Source organism: uncultured Ruegeria sp., from assembly GCF_947489545.1.
Lineage (GTDB): Bacteria > Pseudomonadota > Alphaproteobacteria > Rhodobacterales > Rhodobacteraceae > Ruegeria.
Map to the genome: position 1 here is coordinate 1 of NZ_CANLDZ010000043.1, position 15,438 is coordinate 15,438.

20 protein-coding genes and 1 pseudogene are annotated in these 15,438 nt (G+C 52.7%); 4 read left to right on the forward strand and 17 right to left on the reverse strand.

Translation table 11 applies throughout. The annotated features are described in order from the left end of the window. Positions 1–132: 132 nt before the first annotated feature. The 4 genes from Q1B13_RS26025 to Q1B13_RS26040 all read right to left on the reverse strand — a co-directional run bounded on the left by Q1B13_RS26025 (position 133) and on the right by Q1B13_RS26040 (position 2,285). Entirely contained in the window at positions 133–378 is a 246-nt protein-coding gene (locus tag Q1B13_RS26025) for a hypothetical protein (RefSeq protein ID WP_298938340.1), read from the reverse strand. 146 nt (positions 379–524) lie between these two features. Then, positions 525–914, reverse strand: coding sequence for a hypothetical protein (locus Q1B13_RS26030; RefSeq protein ID WP_299085760.1), 390 nt, complete (start codon positions 912–914; stop codon positions 525–527). A gap of 706 nt (positions 915–1,620) precedes the next feature. Next, positions 1,621–1,974 (reverse strand): hypothetical protein, encoded by a 354-nt coding sequence (locus tag Q1B13_RS26035; RefSeq protein ID WP_176865328.1) that lies wholly within the window; start codon positions 1,972–1,974, stop codon positions 1,621–1,623. Between the two features lie 59 nt (positions 1,975–2,033). Further along, entirely contained in the window at positions 2,034–2,285 is a 252-nt protein-coding gene (locus Q1B13_RS26040) for a hypothetical protein (RefSeq protein ID WP_298938342.1), read from the reverse strand. A gap of 344 nt (positions 2,286–2,629) precedes the next feature. Here Q1B13_RS26040 and Q1B13_RS26045 point away from each other — a divergent pair, with 344 nt between their 5' ends. Further along, on the forward strand, positions 2,630–3,046 hold the full coding sequence (locus Q1B13_RS26045; RefSeq protein ID WP_299085758.1) for a hypothetical protein: 417 nt from the start codon (positions 2,630–2,632) through the stop codon (positions 3,044–3,046). A gap of 172 nt (positions 3,047–3,218) precedes the next feature. Beyond that, positions 3,219–3,419: a hypothetical protein gene (locus Q1B13_RS26050; protein ID WP_298938344.1), complete on the forward strand. Its 201-nt coding sequence runs from the start codon at positions 3,219–3,221 to the stop codon at positions 3,417–3,419. 54 nt (positions 3,420–3,473) lie between these two features. Here Q1B13_RS26050 and Q1B13_RS26055 read toward each other — a convergent pair. Then, positions 3,474–4,205: pseudogene (locus Q1B13_RS26055) on the reverse strand (Crp/Fnr family transcriptional regulator). A gap of 155 nt (positions 4,206–4,360) precedes the next feature. Between Q1B13_RS26055 and Q1B13_RS26060 the strand changes: the two are divergent. Together Q1B13_RS26060 and Q1B13_RS26065 are read left to right on the forward strand one after the other, a co-directional pair. Continuing rightward, a complete protein-coding gene (locus Q1B13_RS26060; RefSeq protein WP_298938346.1) occupies positions 4,361–4,597 on the forward strand; it encodes a hypothetical protein in 237 nt (78 codons plus the stop codon). Positions 4,598–4,671: 74 nt separating this feature from the next. After that, positions 4,672–5,211: a fatty acid desaturase gene (locus tag Q1B13_RS26065; protein WP_299085762.1), complete on the forward strand. Its 540-nt coding sequence runs from the start codon at positions 4,672–4,674 to the stop codon at positions 5,209–5,211. A 202-nt stretch (positions 5,212–5,413) separates the two neighbouring features. Here the strand turns inward: Q1B13_RS26065 and groL are convergent, their stop codons facing one another. From groL to Q1B13_RS26120, 12 genes are all read right to left on the reverse strand, one after another. Then, positions 5,414–7,036, reverse strand: a complete 1,623-nt coding sequence (gene groL, locus Q1B13_RS26070; protein ID WP_299085756.1) for a chaperonin GroEL — start codon at positions 7,034–7,036, stop codon at positions 5,414–5,416. Between the two features lie 752 nt (positions 7,037–7,788). Further along, on the reverse strand, positions 7,789–8,061 hold the full coding sequence (locus Q1B13_RS27125) for a DDE-type integrase/transposase/recombinase (RefSeq protein ID WP_366140971.1): 273 nt from the start codon (positions 8,059–8,061) through the stop codon (positions 7,789–7,791). Continuing rightward, positions 8,058–8,414, reverse strand: coding sequence for a hypothetical protein (locus Q1B13_RS26075; protein WP_298938349.1), 357 nt, complete (start codon positions 8,412–8,414; stop codon positions 8,058–8,060). The genes Q1B13_RS27125 and Q1B13_RS26075 overlap by 4 nt, the downstream gene beginning before the upstream one ends. A gap of 127 nt (positions 8,415–8,541) precedes the next feature. Further along, a complete protein-coding gene (locus Q1B13_RS26080) occupies positions 8,542–9,543 on the reverse strand; it encodes a fatty acid desaturase (protein ID WP_299085754.1) in 1,002 nt (333 codons plus the stop codon). A 70-nt stretch (positions 9,544–9,613) separates the two neighbouring features. Further along, on the reverse strand, positions 9,614–9,820 hold the full coding sequence (locus Q1B13_RS26085) for a cold-shock protein (RefSeq protein ID WP_298938351.1): 207 nt from the start codon (positions 9,818–9,820) through the stop codon (positions 9,614–9,616). Between the two features lie 562 nt (positions 9,821–10,382). Further along, the gene (locus Q1B13_RS26090; RefSeq protein ID WP_298938352.1) at positions 10,383–10,946 is read right to left on the reverse strand and encodes a hypothetical protein; all 564 of its coding nucleotides are present in this window, start codon (positions 10,944–10,946) and stop codon (positions 10,383–10,385) included. A gap of 388 nt (positions 10,947–11,334) precedes the next feature. Next, positions 11,335–11,862, reverse strand: coding sequence for a hypothetical protein (locus Q1B13_RS26095; RefSeq protein WP_299085752.1), 528 nt, complete (start codon positions 11,860–11,862; stop codon positions 11,335–11,337). A gap of 3 nt (positions 11,863–11,865) precedes the next feature. Continuing rightward, positions 11,866–12,444: an alanine racemase gene (locus Q1B13_RS26100; RefSeq protein ID WP_299085750.1), complete on the reverse strand. Its 579-nt coding sequence runs from the start codon at positions 12,442–12,444 to the stop codon at positions 11,866–11,868. Next, entirely contained in the window at positions 12,441–13,640 is a 1,200-nt protein-coding gene (locus Q1B13_RS26105) for a DUF1611 domain-containing protein (protein WP_299085749.1), read from the reverse strand. Before Q1B13_RS26105 ends, Q1B13_RS26100 begins: the two co-directional genes overlap by 4 nt. Positions 13,641–13,733: 93 nt before the next feature. After that, entirely contained in the window at positions 13,734–14,432 is a 699-nt protein-coding gene (locus Q1B13_RS26110) for a hypothetical protein (RefSeq protein WP_298938356.1), read from the reverse strand. Positions 14,433–14,553: 121 nt separating this feature from the next. Beyond that, positions 14,554–14,907 (reverse strand): hypothetical protein, encoded by a 354-nt coding sequence (locus Q1B13_RS26115; RefSeq protein ID WP_298938357.1) that lies wholly within the window; start codon positions 14,905–14,907, stop codon positions 14,554–14,556. A gap of 3 nt (positions 14,908–14,910) precedes the next feature. Continuing rightward, a complete protein-coding gene (locus Q1B13_RS26120; RefSeq protein WP_299800797.1) occupies positions 14,911–15,192 on the reverse strand; it encodes a hypothetical protein in 282 nt (93 codons plus the stop codon). Positions 15,193–15,438: the final 246 nt, after the last annotated feature.

Below are 15,438 nucleotides of genomic sequence, written 5' to 3' on the forward strand. Positions count from 1 at the left end.
GCATCCACACATGCCATTCGCTGCGCGGGCGAGATCCGTGCGTTGTGATAGGTAGGCACCGCGGACGAAGGGGGCTTTCGCATTATCTCGGACAACGACGCCAGGCAGCCCTAAAAACAATCAAGGGATCTATCACGACCGGCCGCCAGAGCGGCGGCGACCTTGACTGACGCCTTCCGGCACGGCCGCGCGCCAAGCAGAGGTGCCCTTGCAGCGAGAACAGATGCGTTCGCCAAAACCTTCGCTCCAGAAAGAGGATTTGCAGCGCAAGCAGAACCGTTCCTTGGGCGCATCTGCAAGCGCACGCTTTGGCGGGTCCGAGACGATGAATTCCTTCTTCTTTTGCATCAGTTCCTCGCGTTTCGTTGATTCAGGCATTCGCTTCTTCAACTTCATTCGGGCATTGGCGAAGTGGACTGTTGGCATAACATCCCTTCATTTTCGGCGTTCTGAATTTCAGAGCTGTCCTGCGAAAAAACTTGCGGGGTATCGTCTTTGGGACTTTGGTCAACGAGATCGATATTCTACCGCGTTGTCCGCGATCCCGAGTAAAGATGGCGCAATTGGGCCTCGGATACTCCGTCGGCCTGCATCACAAGCTGCACCATTGGGTCTGCCAGCATTTCTTCCAGAAAAACATCAGACAGCTCTCTTCCTGAAAGCTTGTCCTTCGCGCGGGCACTGTCGAGATCAATCAATGAAACGGTTAGGCTCCGGGTTAATCCCGGATGGGAAATGCGTGGATGCAGGTGGACAACAACCGAGGCCTTCCAAGCTTCCGGGTCTTGGTGATCTGGAGGCGAGGCGAGTTCGGTCTCGATTTCATACTCACCGGCGGGGAGCGTTTCTGCGAAACCGGGCACTGTGAATGGCCAGTCGAAAACTGCGATGGTCTTGCTGAATTGGCCATCCATTGCGGTGGTCCTTTCGATTAAGGGCCAGGTAGGGCTCGCCAGCCCGCTCCGGCGCGACTCTCGGGATTTTTCGAGATTGGCTGAACCGGCCTTTGCCGCCCTGATTGTCGGTTTCCTTATTCGACGGTTCAGCAGGACGGCAGACCTAATAGCCAGGTCATTGAAAGACTTGATCCCAATCGATTTCGGATTTTCCACTGAGACCTCGGTGCGTCGGTCAGACCCGAAAATTCGCACGTAGCCTATCAGTATATGGGGTTTGAAGGGCCGATTTACTACGGCGCGTTGCCAAGCAAATCAACACATGTGGCTCGGTATCGGATCATGGAGCGCTATTTGAGAAGTTACAACAACTTCTAATTTAGGCAGGCTTCGCGATCCCCGTTAGTTCCGGCAAGTTTTCCTTGCATAATCGAATTCTCGCAACATCCGGCGCGTCTGTTTCCCCCATAAGAGCGTTGCAGTTCATGCCTATTTTCATGTCGGACCTGACGGGCCCGGTTGGTTTGGCTGAGCCGGTGTGATCGCTTGTTGCGCTGCGATAGATTGTACCTAAGGGAAATTTCAGACTGCTTGCATCGGTATCCCGCTTTCTAACATCAAGGGTCGAACAGGTTCCATGGTCGCTTTCCAGTTGCAATCTAAGCATCCCACTGATCGTAGCAAACCAGTGTGAATTGATGAGGGTGGCCTTGACGCAATCATACTAAGATGCATCAAGGTTCAGCCCTTCTATGCACGCTTTGGCGAGATCGCGGTTCGGGGAATCGGAACCAGGCATGGTCGCCCAACCCGCATCCATCACGGCGTCGCGTCGCTTGTACGACGTGGCAGCCTGGATCGTCGCGAGCTTTGCTAAACGCTGATTATCCGTGCGGGACATGTCGTGGCAAATTGGCACGAGCGCCGCAATCACCTGGTCCCGCGCCATTTCGCTTGCCAACTTGTTCGCGCTTCCGCCGGTCATCCAGCCGCCCCAAGAGAATCCAACGACGCCGACAAACACCGCGCCAAGCAGTGCGCCATACATACCGGGTTTCAGCCATTCAGGATTGGTCATATCAAGTCCTCCAGCGGAGAAAGCGCCGCTTCGCTATGTTGAATTGTTTCACAGCGGGCCTAGTCGCAGGCAATGGCGTGCTCCAGATCCTTTTGTGTTGTCATGTGCATCGTTGTTTGACCGACATGACTCCCTCGACCCCTGACCATCAGGTAGGTCGCGGTGCGTCGGTAAGCCTCAAAGCTGACGCCTTGCAGCAACTCCTCCTCGAAGAGAATTTCATACGCGCCAGCCGGAAACACGATGTCGCTGTTTCCCAACCTGAAGGCATTGGTGAACGTCAACATTGATCTGATCGAACGCGTGAGCATCCCATACCTCCGTTGAATTGATCGCTGGATTTCCGGTACCGACCATGGTCGGCCGCATCAGTCCAGATGCCCCGTCAAGTCACAGCACTTAGGGCTATATTATTCCCAACCCACGGACTTTATGCTGATCGAAGTTAGTACCCATCAGGTTCTTTACTGTCAGGATGTTTGCAACAGCCTCACCCCCGACAATCGGGGCTTGAAGGTGGCGCATCCAGGCAGATGCAAGTCTTTGCGCCTTGCAGCAATCAAGCAATATCGAATGCGGTATCCAACGCGTTGGTCGGTATCTTTGTCCCAACGATTTTTATCGAGCGCGGCTCCCCAGCCCGAAAGGAAAAATCATGTCTGTATCAGATGTTCTTCGCCCGGATGGCTCCGACTACGACCCTTTCCTGCTTGCAGAAGTGGGTGAAGACAAAACCGGTGCAACAGTCACGGTTTTGTCAGCTCTTGCGCGTCTCGGGCTCGAGCCTTGGACCGAGGCTCGTGAGCTTACACTTCTGGGCCGAGATGCAGCGCATGCCCGGCTGAAAGCACATCTTTCAACAGTCAGAGATGTACCCACGCTTGATCATGCGAGCGGCAGTGTGGCGACAAAGTTGGTGGCCTTGTTACCTAAGCGTGTGTCGCATCGCGTTTCGAAACTGCCAGAGACAATAAAGTATAACGGCCCCAGGATCCCGATTTATTGGATGCTGATTGCACTCATGGGTGCTCTGATGCTTGCGCGGATCTTTTATCTGGCTCAAGCGGGCTAACCTGCGTCAGTACGAAGGCGCTCTGAAACCCGTTAGGTAACATGTGTCCGCTGTGTATTTGGTTGGCATTTTTAATGAGTATCTGAGGGGCGCGGGGAACATGGAGCTCCCCAAAAGAGCTGTATGAGTCTCGTGCTTCTTATTCTCGGACCGTCCAGGAAAGGACACTCCAATGAATGATGAAGACCAGAGTCAGGAAGACCACACCGTCAAGCACATGGCCTCCGTCAAGGCCGCCTGGGACAAAGCGCCTGAAGGCCCCAAAAAGGCGACGGCATTGAAACACTATCAGGCCGCTCAAAGTGCCCATGAAGCCGAAAATGACAAGGAGGCGCACAAGAAACTCAAGGAAGCCAGTCGGGCGCTGATGTAACGTCACGCGTTGGAGATGTAAGCAGGATCGTCCAAAATCAGATTGTGGGCCCAATCAGGCCAGAAGCGGCCGCTTCTGATCCAGATACGCTGGATCGAAATCCGCCAGTTTAACCAGACCCTCATAGTTATTGAACGTCACAAACCCATCCTGAAATGTAACCAACTCGTCCTCCCTGAGTTTGCGCAGGACGCGGTTGACGTGAATGGCGGTCAATCCCAGTGCATCGGCAAGATGGTACTGTGTGAGCGGTCAGGCATAGCCATTCTTGCTGCCCATCCCCACAAGCGACAGCCTGACTCCAAGTTCCAGTAGGAAATGTGCCATGCGCGCATCCGCATCACGCCGCCCAAGCCCGACAAGATGTTCGACAACCATCGCTTCGTCGCGTGACACGGCCCATAAAATTGCAGTGGCCAGCCGAGGTGTCTCTGCGAAGGCTTGCAAAAGATCGCTCACCAGAACCTCGGCGGCTTCGATATCAACAATCGGCTCAATGCCATGGTCTGACGTGTGCAACAAAACGCTGCGCAGTCCAAGGAAATCCCCTGGAACCTGGAAATCGACGATTTGGCGTGATCCGTCAGGCTGAATCTTATATGAAACAACCCAGCCAGCAGCGAGGATATAGGCAGCCTGTTCCGATTGTCCCTGATGAACAAGATCTCGGCCAGCCTCAAAGGTTCTCCTCCGCTGGTGCAATTGTTCCAAAACGGCCAGTTCCGCCTCTGCCAAAGCAACAAATGCCGAGAGTTTCTGTGTTAGCGGGCTGGTGTTGGTGTTCATCGTTGGATTTCCTCGCGCCTGCAAAGACTCTACGAAGAATTTGGTATTGAGGCTACTTTCGATCAGTCCAAAATACCAAAACTCATGTGACAATAAAAAAACCATCGACACCTCGCCTGGTCGCGAATCCAATGACCTCAAAAGGAATGACCCCAATGTCAGACCACCATGATCCCGCAGGCATGGCCGCACTCTCGATCTGCGAGGCTCTTCTACTTGCCTTAAACGATCTCAATCTTCTTCAGGAACGTGAGATCGTCGGGGTTTTGCGCGATGCTGCTGTGACCCACGAGTGTGCCAATGGTTCGGAATTAGAACAAGAAACCCATTCGGCAGTCGCCAAATTGATCAACGAGATTATTATCAGCGGTAACTTCTCGAGCCGATCTTAGATCGCGCGGCCGGGTACCTGGACGTCCTGTTGTTCGTGTTTCTACCGACAATGCTCCTCGCTGCAATTGCTGGCATGTGGTTCTTTTACGTGCAGCACCAGTTCGAAAAAACCAGTTGGCAGCGGCAAAATGATTGGAGCACTAAGAATGCGGCGCTTGAAGGTAGTTCAAACTTTGCACTGCCCGGAATGCTGCGCTGGATCACCAGGAATACCGGAGTTCACCATGTTCATCATCTGGCCAGCCGTATCCCGTTCTATCGTCTTCCCGAGGTCCTTCGAGGTCATGACGTCCTTGCCAACACCCGGCGCATCACTCTCCGCGATAGCTTGCGCTTCACAAGCCTCGCGCTCTGGGACGAAACCCAACACGTCGTTATAGTGAGTTATGAAACAATCCGGGAATGGATCAGAAACTTCGGAAACCAAATTGCGAAGCATGCCAGAGCGGCGCTCCAATGGCCTTCGGACACCATGGGCCGGAGTTGCGGCCATTGCCCATGTCTCCATCACTTCCTGACGACGCGAATCCTGCACGCTCCGCCTTGGTTGCAATCTTCGTCTTGCGACTATGAAAATTACTTTTTCTTATTCCCGATCTTGACCGGCCTCTGACCCTTTGTGAAATCGGCCGTCGCCACGATTTTTTCCTTTGGCTTCTTTGGCTTCTTTGGCTTTTTGACTTCGCGGTTGCCGCGCCTCTTGTCACCTTTTGACATCTGAATTCCTTTCAGGTTGGTTTCTCTCAATACGTTTGCATGTCACAGACCGACCAACTGCATTGTGGTGGTCCCGTAGTTGGGTCAAAAGACCTGCGTCACGCCCTCAAGGGTCCCAAATCTGATGCAGTTCCAGACCTGTAGGGTTTTTTTGCGACCATCGCCTCGGTTGTGATCAGAAGGCTTGCAATCGACGCCGCATCTTCCAGAGCAACACGGACAACTTTGGTGGGGTCAATGATCCCCGCTGTCAGCATGTCGACATAAGTTTCCGTTTGAGCGTCGAACCCGAACGATGGGTTTTCGCTTTCGATGATCTTTGCCGCGACGACCGATCCGTCCACGCCGGCATTTTCGACAATCTGGCGCAGCGGTGCCTGGATTGATCGCCGGACGATCCTGATGCCGGCATCCTGGTCGGAGTTGGCACCTTCAAGGGTCGCAAGCGCTTTGTCTGAATGGAGCAGCGCAACACCACCGCCTGGAACAACACCTTCCTGAATCGCCGCGCGAGTGGCGTTCAACGCGTCGTCAACCCGGTCTTTGCGTTCCGTTACCTCAATCTCCGTGGCCCCTCCGACCCGGATGATGGCGACCCCGCCTGTCAGTTTAGCAAGACGACTCTGCAGTTTTTCCCGTTCGTAGTCGGACGTCGTATCTTCGATTTGGGAGCGAATCTGGGCGCCCCGTGAAGTGATTGCTGATTTGTCGCCCGCGCCATCAATGACGGTCGTATCGTCCTTGGAGATGACGACTTTCTTTGCGGCACCGAGTATGTCCAGCGTGACGGTTTCAAGCTTGGTCCCCAAATCGGTCGAGATCACTTGACCGCCCGTCAGGATCGCGAGATCCTCCAGCATCTCCCTGCGGCTATCCCCAAACCCAGGCGCCTTCACGGCGGCAACTTTCAATCCGCCACGAAGCTTGTTGACCACAAGCATGGCCAGCGCATCGCCCTCCACGTCCTCGGCAACAACCAGAAGTTGCTTTTCGGCTTCCATGACTGCTTCGAGCAACGGCACCATGTCGGCAAGAGACGACAACTTGCTCTCGTGGAACAGGATAACGCAGTCTTCCAGCTCTACGCTCATCTTGACCACATTTGTTATGAAATATGGGCTAAGGTAACCGCGATCGAAATGCATACCTTCGACCACTTCGGTTTCGGTGTCCAATCCCCTGCTCTCTTCAACCGTGATTACGCCCTCTGTGCCGACCGCAGCCATCGCATGGGCGATCTGACGGCCAATCGCTACATCTCCGTTGGCGGAGATGGCTCCTACCTTCGCAATTTCAGCACTGTCGCCAACCGGTCGGGACAGGTCCTTGATCTTTGCGACGACGACCCGGACGGCTTGTTCAATACCTCGCTTCAGATCCATCGGATTCATACCAGCGGAAACGGCCTTCATCCCTTCCTTGACGATCGCCTGAGCCAGAACGGTAGCAGTGGTTGTGCCATCGCCAGCCTCTTCGTTGGTGCGGGACGCGACTTCCTTCACCATCTGGGCTCCCATGTTTTCAAAGTGATCCGGAAGCTCGAATTCTTTGGCAACAGTAACGCCATCCTTGGTGATACGCGGGGCACCGTGGGATCTGTCCAAAATGACGTTACGACCTTTGGGACCAAGAGTGATCCTGACGGTGTTCGCCAGCATGTTGATCCCTGTTAGCATTCGGGTGCGCGCATCAGCACTGAATTTGACGTCTTTAGCGGACATGTCGGGAACTCCCTGAGACAAGGATTGGATGATGGTCTGCCGCGTCGGAAAAGACCGACTGGTCCATGGTCTTTTCGTCTCCGTCGAAAAGGCGACGTCGAGTGAATGGCCTCGAAGCGCTCTTTGTTAAGGTTTGCCGAGCAGAACAGCACTGGATGGAGGCGTGCTGATCGGGCGAGTTTCATTCGGGCGGGAGCGGTGGCGGTTTCTTTTTCGGATCCACTTCAAAGGTCGGGGAGCCAAACCACTACCGCGCGGTGTCACAAAAATCGAACCGTGTTTTTGGTGACTATGATCGCGTTAATCAAATCAGCAACAGCCTGATGGCATTTTGTTTCCAATCCTATTGTTGGAGCGTTTTCGTGAGCCGTCGCCGCGGCGCGTAATACCCTCGTGACATGGCGTTCCGTAAGCAATTTTTTGATTATTCAAGGAGAGCGACGGTGCCTCACTGGTCGAGAGTGCCGCCATTCCTTCAAACTCTGTTGGGTCAGACATCATGGGCCGTTCCTGTTGTGTGAATTTATCAGGACCAGAATTGGGCCCGATGAATTCAACCATCGTTGCAGAATTTTCTGCATGTTGGACTGATTGAAAGCAGCTTCGCGGCGAATTTTCTCATGAAATTTTCGCCGCACTTGGACGACCCAATAAAAACAAGCGAAAACAGTCCTCTCACTCGAAAACTATCTGCATCCGTCGCTCTTTCAGGTGCTGAACGCTTGTGTTGCAAACTTTTAGAACGGCCAGAGTTAGCGACATGCTGGACACATTTGTCCAGCGATCACAGCAAACAACCGAAAGCCCGAAGTTGTAGCGCTAGAGAACTGCTTCATTCGGATCATATGGACGACTTCGATGCCATCCAGGTTAGCGGACGCGGATGCGAAGGATCCGAACACACACATGCGCCGAACACGCTGTATTTTGAACAGATGTTCTTGCTCAATCAGTCTATTCAGGAGTTTTGACCTTATTGTCTGTACTTTAGCCGGGCAACCAAATCGCCTCAAGTTCCTGGTCACTTCTTGAATACCTGCTGCGCATCTCCGCTCTTATCGATTACGATTTTGCCAGGGCTTCTGTTTGACGACTCGGCGTCCGCTGTATCATTTTTGTGTCGCTTCACATATTGCTTGGCATAGACAGGTGGAACCAGCCGCACCTCATGACCAAGCCCTGCAATCAACTGACCCCAATGATGGGCACTACCACAGGCCTCCATCGCAACGATGCAGCGTGGGTGACGTTCCATATAGCGACTGAACTGCGCCCGAGACAGCTTCTTGCGAAATATAACCGGTCCATCTCTGGCAGCTCCGTGCAAATGAAAAACGCGCTTGGCAAGGTCGACCCCAATTAGTGTAACATCGTCCATGGATACCCTCCTCGTTGCTTGGTGATACTTCACCATTCTGGCACATTGCGATGCCGTAGAGCGTGGGTATCCACTCTATCTCGGTCGATCGAAGCATACCTCGTACGGGCCCAGACTACATTGAGTTTTAAGCGTGTTTGGCGTTCGATAATGCCTCAGAAAACGTCGACAGACGTTGACGACCTTCATCCCAAAGGTGCAACCGCGCGCAGTGCAGGCTTTCGTGGAGAGTAATGTGCTGACAATCGGCGAGTTCAGCGTGATCGCGCAAGACTTCTTCAAGCCGGTAAAAAGGTATCCGGCTGGCGACATGATGAACATGGTGCACACCTACATTCGCTGTGAACCAGCGAAGAAGAGCGGGTAAGGCATAATGAGAGCTGCCGTAAAATGCAGCATGCTGAAGTTTCCAATGCGCCTCGTGTTCCCAAGTTGTGTGCTCGAATTGATGCTGGATGTAGAATAGCCAGACACCGATTGAAGCCGCAACAATCATGGTCGGGAGAAACACAAACAACAATACGTCCACTCCACCAACCCAAAAGATTCCGCCCAGTAGAGAAGCGATGGCAGCATTTGTGGCCATGGCACTTAGCCAATATCGCCACCCAGCATACATTAACCCGACAGGCAACCTGTTTTGGACAAAAAATGCGTAGATGGGGACAACACCAAACATGATTACTGGGTGCCGGACGAGGCGGTACAAGGCACGCCCAACCCATTTTCGGTTCAAATACTCGTCGACTGTCAACGTCGGTAGATCACCGGTACCGCGCCGATCCAAATTACCCGTTGAAGAGTGGTGAATTGCATGGGTCTGGCGCCAGACATCATAAGGTGTGAGCGCCAGAATACCCAGACAACGGCCAATCCAATTGCAAAGCCGACGGCTCCTGAAAAAAGATCCATGACCACAATCGTGCATGATTATGAACAGGCGCACCAGAAATGCGGCATTTAATATGGCTAACGAAAACGCAACCCAGACGCTGATGGACAATGCTTGCCACGCAGCAACCCATAGCACGACAAATGGTATAACAGTGATTGTCAGCTCGAAAACACTGCGCCCGGTGTTTGGCGCGCGATATTGTGCGAGAACTTTGGTCCAGTCCTGAGGTTTCAACCTAGTGCCTTCCAGTCTCTCTTCGGAGCAAAGGTTCAAACGGGCACCAAAAAGGGTGCCCGTGAGACGTTCAGGCGAGCGCCAGGTTTGCGGCGTTATCGCGCCCGTCGCGCCCAGTTTCCAAATCAAAAGTGACCTTCTGGCCATCTTTCAGCTCACTGATGCCGGACCGCTCAAGCGCCGAAATGTGTACGAATACGTCACCCTTGCCATTTTCAGGTGCGATAAAGCCAAAACCTTTGGTCGAGTTAAACCATTTCACTGTGCCATTTGCCATGGTGTAAGTCTCCTAATATTAGCCGCCCACACTATTGCGGCGGCTCGGCGCGGTCGGTCTGGTTCGAAAGACTGAACGCCGATTTTGGGAGACAGCAGGTCGAAAAAGAAAAACGTTAGCATTGTATAAATAGGTTTCGGGGGAGCCTTAAACAAGGCTTGGCCTTCAGAAGCATCAACACTCCTGACAATAATAAACCAACGAACAGGCTGGGTTGAAGAACCAGGTTGAAAAGGCTAAATGCACTATGACATCGAATGAAACATGCCCAGACTAGCCGATTACGCTGTCGTCGGTTTATCAGCGACGCCGAGCAAGCCCGGGGGTTACCGATACGCCATTTCTCCATGCGTTCAGCCCCTTGCAGCGTCGACAAATCCGCTCTCCGAACCCTTCGCTCCAGAACGGAGTTCTGCAACGTAGGCATGCGCGTTCTTGCGGCACGTCATTGTGAGCGCGGGCAATGATCGCATCTGTTTCGTTGCCGGGGTCTTCCATCAGTTCTTAGCCTCGATTTCTGTTTGATTTACTCCGCGGCTGGAAAAGAAAGTACCAATAAAGTTCACCCTATGCCTTGAGGTTGAAGGAACTGCCTGATGGGACGGCCTACAATCCGAGGGGTTTTATTAGGACGAACCGGCATTCCTTCATTCTCGGCAGCTTGGACAGCGAAGGCATACCGAGAGCCGCTTCCGCACACTTCCCGTAGGGCTTGTTGACTTGATGATGTGTCGCTTACTTCAGAAATGAGCGAGCCCGAGTAGAGATGCCGAAGTTGAGTCTCAGACACACCATCAGCTTTCATGATCAGTTGTACCATCAGTTCGGCCAAAAGTTGGTCGAGCAGGAACTGCGACAACTCCTTTGAAGACAACTTGTCCTTTGCGCGTGCACTGTCCAAATCAGCAAGAGAAACGGTCAAGGTACGCGCCAGGCCGGGGTGAGATTTCCGTGGAAGCAGACGGATTAGCACCGATGCCTTCCAGGCTTCTGGATCCAAATAATCTGGTGGTGCGGAAAGTTCAGTTTCTATGTCGTATTCACCCGCCGGGAGTATTTCATCAAAGCCAGGGAAAGAAAACGACCTGCAAAAGACTGCGATTGTCTTGCTGTTTATCTGGTTCATTTGGGTAGTTCTCCTTTGCTGATACCGCTCGCTCGATGATGCAGACAAAAACAAACCACCCACTCTCTGCAGGGTATTATTATTAACTTTGAGGTTTAGGCTTTGGTTTTTCGGGGGCGACGTCAGGCGCTTCAGACGAAACTTCTTTTTTCGGCGCGTCCGCGTCGTTTTCCTTCAGTGCGGCAGCCGCTCTGGTCGTCAGGTCTTTGAAAGACATCATTTTGATCCTTTGATTGCCCGCAACACCCACGAGCCCAGATGGGGTGTGGAAAGTGAATGCGGCTAACTCCAATATAGGGATTGGAGGCCTCATTTGCTACGTAAAGCCGTAGAATAAGACGGTTGACTGAAGTTTAACCCCGGCGGCGACAACCTTGGTGCGCTACGTTCACTTCGAATATGGGCGATCATTGTTCGCAGTGGTGCATTCTGCCAAGGCGTTAGCATCACGGTAGATCTGTACAACTTCGGATGCAGCCATGCCGCGTGAGAGCGCGCTGTACTTCATTTTGAGCTTCATCTCGCCACCAGCTCGAAGCTGGCAATTGGTGGTTTCAACAGGGATATGATGATTGGTGGCTTCGACGAACGTAACGCCAGCAGGGAATATAACATCCGCCGCATCGGTGTCCTGGTGTCCAATAGCCAGGATCGACCGAGCGTTCGAAGGACTGTCTAAAGTCACACACTGCATTGAAAGCACAGGCAAAGTTATTTGCAGGGGATTTGCTTTTGTCTTCGCTTCGATCACTTCCGCCCTGAGCGTGAAAACATCTGTGTAAAGCCCATCGATCTCGTGCCTCGAAACGGGATCGGTACCCAGCAGGATGGCCTCACCCAAACGCAGGTTGTTGATCTTTCCGGTCGCCCCGTTGCCAAACGCCCATGGTAAATTTGCAGAGCCGCCGCCTGACACAGTTTAAAGAGCGCGTCCACACGCGCGCTCGGTGTCGATGGCAAGCGATGAAAGCAATGCCATTGCTTCTGCACAGGGTGCTACATGACCCAGACAGGCTAAATTTGCGCCAATCCCCTTTAGAGAAATCCCTTCCATTTTAAGGACTTGAGACACGGTGCTTTCAAGGCGTTCAGGCAAGATGCCTTCCCGCATATCCCCCATTTCCACCATCAGGATAATATTGTGGGTAGTGTTCTTTCCCAGCGCATTGATGGCTAGGCTGGCGATAATGTCCATCTCTGTGTTGAAGCTTACATCGCAGTTATCAACGACTTGCGCGACCTGGTTCAGCATGGGTGTTCGGATCAAGGAAATGGAGCACGAGATTCCAGCATTGCGCATACGTATGACATTGCTGATTCGCGCATCCGCCAGCCCTGTCGCGCCACCTTCAAGCATAGCATTCGCAATCTCAGGATGACCGCACACGGCTTTTGTCACGCCTGTAACTGTAATTCCGCGGGGTCTAAGGCGATCAACAAGAAACCGTGTGTTGTACCGAATTTTGTCCAGATCAATGTCGATACACGGTTTGCTCATTCAATCGTCGTTACAGGTACGGGCTGCAAGCGCGGAAAGGCAGATAGAACCATATTCACCAAGTTTTTTGGAGGACGGTTCAATGCGTCAGTGACCGGGAGATACAATTTGCAGTTATAGTCTGTGATTGCCTTTGAAATCTCAACCTCATTCATTCCTTCGTGGTTGATTGTCATTCCAATTACCTTTGTATTCGCAAAAGCCTCGATCAGGGTGATTTCATCGCAAGGGTCGGGCATAGCCATGTTTGGGAAGTCGCATCGACGTTTTCGTTTAGGCGCGTGTTGAAGAATAACCGCATGTGGCTGACTGCCTCGCAGAATGAAGGCTGATGTGCAAAAGGCCGGATGGCTGAGCGCGCCCTGGCCCTCGATCACTATGACATCGGGGCGCTCACCTTCAGATGCAGCAACAACAGCGCGCTCAAGCTCGCCACAACAAAATTGCGGCGGTACCGAATCCATCGCAACACCATACTTGGCGCCCTGCATCAAACCTGTCTGGCCGGTGCCGACCAAAACTGTTTTGATCCCATGCGCGTTAAGGGCGCTTGTCAGGATTGTCGCAGTTGTACGCTTTCCAATTGCACAATCGGTGCCGAACACCGCGATGCGGATCGCTTGGACGTCGCCAACACTACCATCTAACAGGCGCAGGTCGCGATTAGGTCGCGGCTTCCGAATGTCGCGTATCGTGACATCGTGAATTTTGGCAAATCCCGCGAGCTCTTTATCATCGCTAAGAAATTCATGCAGCCCACTGACGATGTTCAGTCCGAGCGTTATCGCATCCACAACAACTTCGCGATCCTCAAGGGACATTCTCCCACTGGCCGGTGCCATTCCGTAAATAAACGTGTCGGGGATCGTAGATTCATTAGCGACGGCGGCATCAAGATCATCGAAGATAGGAACCTGATTGGGGACATTATCAAGCACTTTGCCACTGTCACAACCGCCATACGTGCTGTCGATCACCGAAAGAACGCGATAGGCCAGTGAGTGTCGAACGAGACCATTGGCCGTCTTGCCATCGATCTTTGCGAAGTTTCCGTCGCAATACACAATTGCAGTCGGTGTATCTGTCACAAGTGTCTTGCGGTGAAGCTCTGGAAAAACTGCTTGTGCAGGTTGTAGCTTTTGCGCATCGCTGGCACTGAACTGCTTGGCATCCGACGCAATGGGTACGGGTTTCATATCTGTTCCTTTTTGGAGTGTGAAACCCGCTGTCCTTGGTAAGAACGGGCACAAATTGTGAACATTGAAAATGTGGGCTCTCTGTCTGAAACCTCATTCGTTCAGAACGCACAGCCCTTCTGATCGATGATAGTTTTTGTGGCATTGCCACCCATTGCCGGATCGGTCGATGTGGGCATTTGCCGGTAGCTCGATTGCATTGCAGTGATCACCGGACGCCTCATAGCTACGTTCGCATTTCCATCCAACTCCATGAATCGCGTCATCGTAGAAAGCATTCTCAGGCACAAAAACGGTATCGCACCTTCCGTCGCGCTCAAAATACCCACGCTCGCACGTCCACGGACGCCCGCTGGATGATGCGTTCAGAAAGGCGTTTTCCGGCACTGCTACTGCCACGCACGCTTCTCCGTCGATTTCGTAGCCACGGGTGCAACGCCATACAGATCCATAAGTGCTGTTCGTCAGGTAGGCATTATCCGGCACGACAATTTCCTGGCAGCTATCGTCTACTCTTGTGTACCCCCGCAGGCACCGCCACCTCTCACCTGATGGATCGAGATATCCACCCTCAGGTACAATCACTTCAGTGCATGAGGTGCCGCTAACTTCAACAAAGCCATGCATACATGCCCACCCTGAGCCATAGGTTCTGTTCGTAGGGTAGGCATTTCCCGGTATGACAATGGCCACGCATTCTTCGCCTTCCAACCGATAGGACAAATCGCAATCCCAACCCTCGCCATACTTTTGAGCATGCGCGTTTTCAGGGATCGAAATTGTTTCGCCCATCACAAAATTTGAGGGGGTGGGCAAAGCCAGCAAAACGCTGAAAACTACAGCAAACAGCGTAGTCATGAAGGGAGTGAGAGACCGGTGCTGTATTATCTGGATGGCCGTTGTGCTAATAGGGTTACGATCCATCCAGGTTCAGCCCCTCAATACAGGCCTGCGCAAGATCTTTGTTAGGAGTTTGGGATCCCGGTACCGTTGCCCAGCCAGCGGCCATGACGGCATCCTTCTGCTTGAAAGACGAAGCTTCTTTGATTGTCGATATTTTTTCGGCGCGTTGGGCGTCAGTTCTCGCCATGTCGACGCAGACCGGAACCAACGCAGCGATTACATTGTCGCGGGACATGGCGTTGGCCATCTTGTCCGCGCTACCGCCAGTCATCCATCCACCCCAAGAAAAACCAACGACGCCTACAAAAACCACGCAGATCAAGGCACCGTAGATTCCGGGTTTGAGCCATTCGGGCGTGTTCATAATCTATTCCTCCTGCGGGGAAAGCGCCGCCTCGCTGTCATTATTTAGTGTGGCCAATGTCTGGTCGCGTTTGAGCGCCAGTTCAAAATCTTCTGGGTCAATTGGGCGCATTTCTGTGCGGCCTGGCTTGCTGCCTTTGCCCTGAACTGTCAGGTAGGTTCCGGTTCTTCGAAATGCTTCGAAACTCAGGCCCTGGAGTAGTTCTTCTTCAACAACTAATTCATACTCGCCTGCAGGAAGTTCATCCGGATAGCCGGACAAAGAGAACGGATTTGAAAACGTCACCAAGGAACTGGACGATCTCGTGCTCACCTTAGTCCTCCATATTGTTTGTTGAATCTTCCCCGCGCAGTCTGCCGCGGAATACGCTCGTAAGCTCTGCGGTAGTACTGGCATTGTAATTTACAATAATGTGCAAATGGCAGACGCGCGCTGATCGATGTTAGCCTTCGGTCCATGACCTAATATTTTATTGGAGTCTCAAATACATTTGGAGCCCGAGGATCAGAGGCGAATGTCCTGTGTGGATGT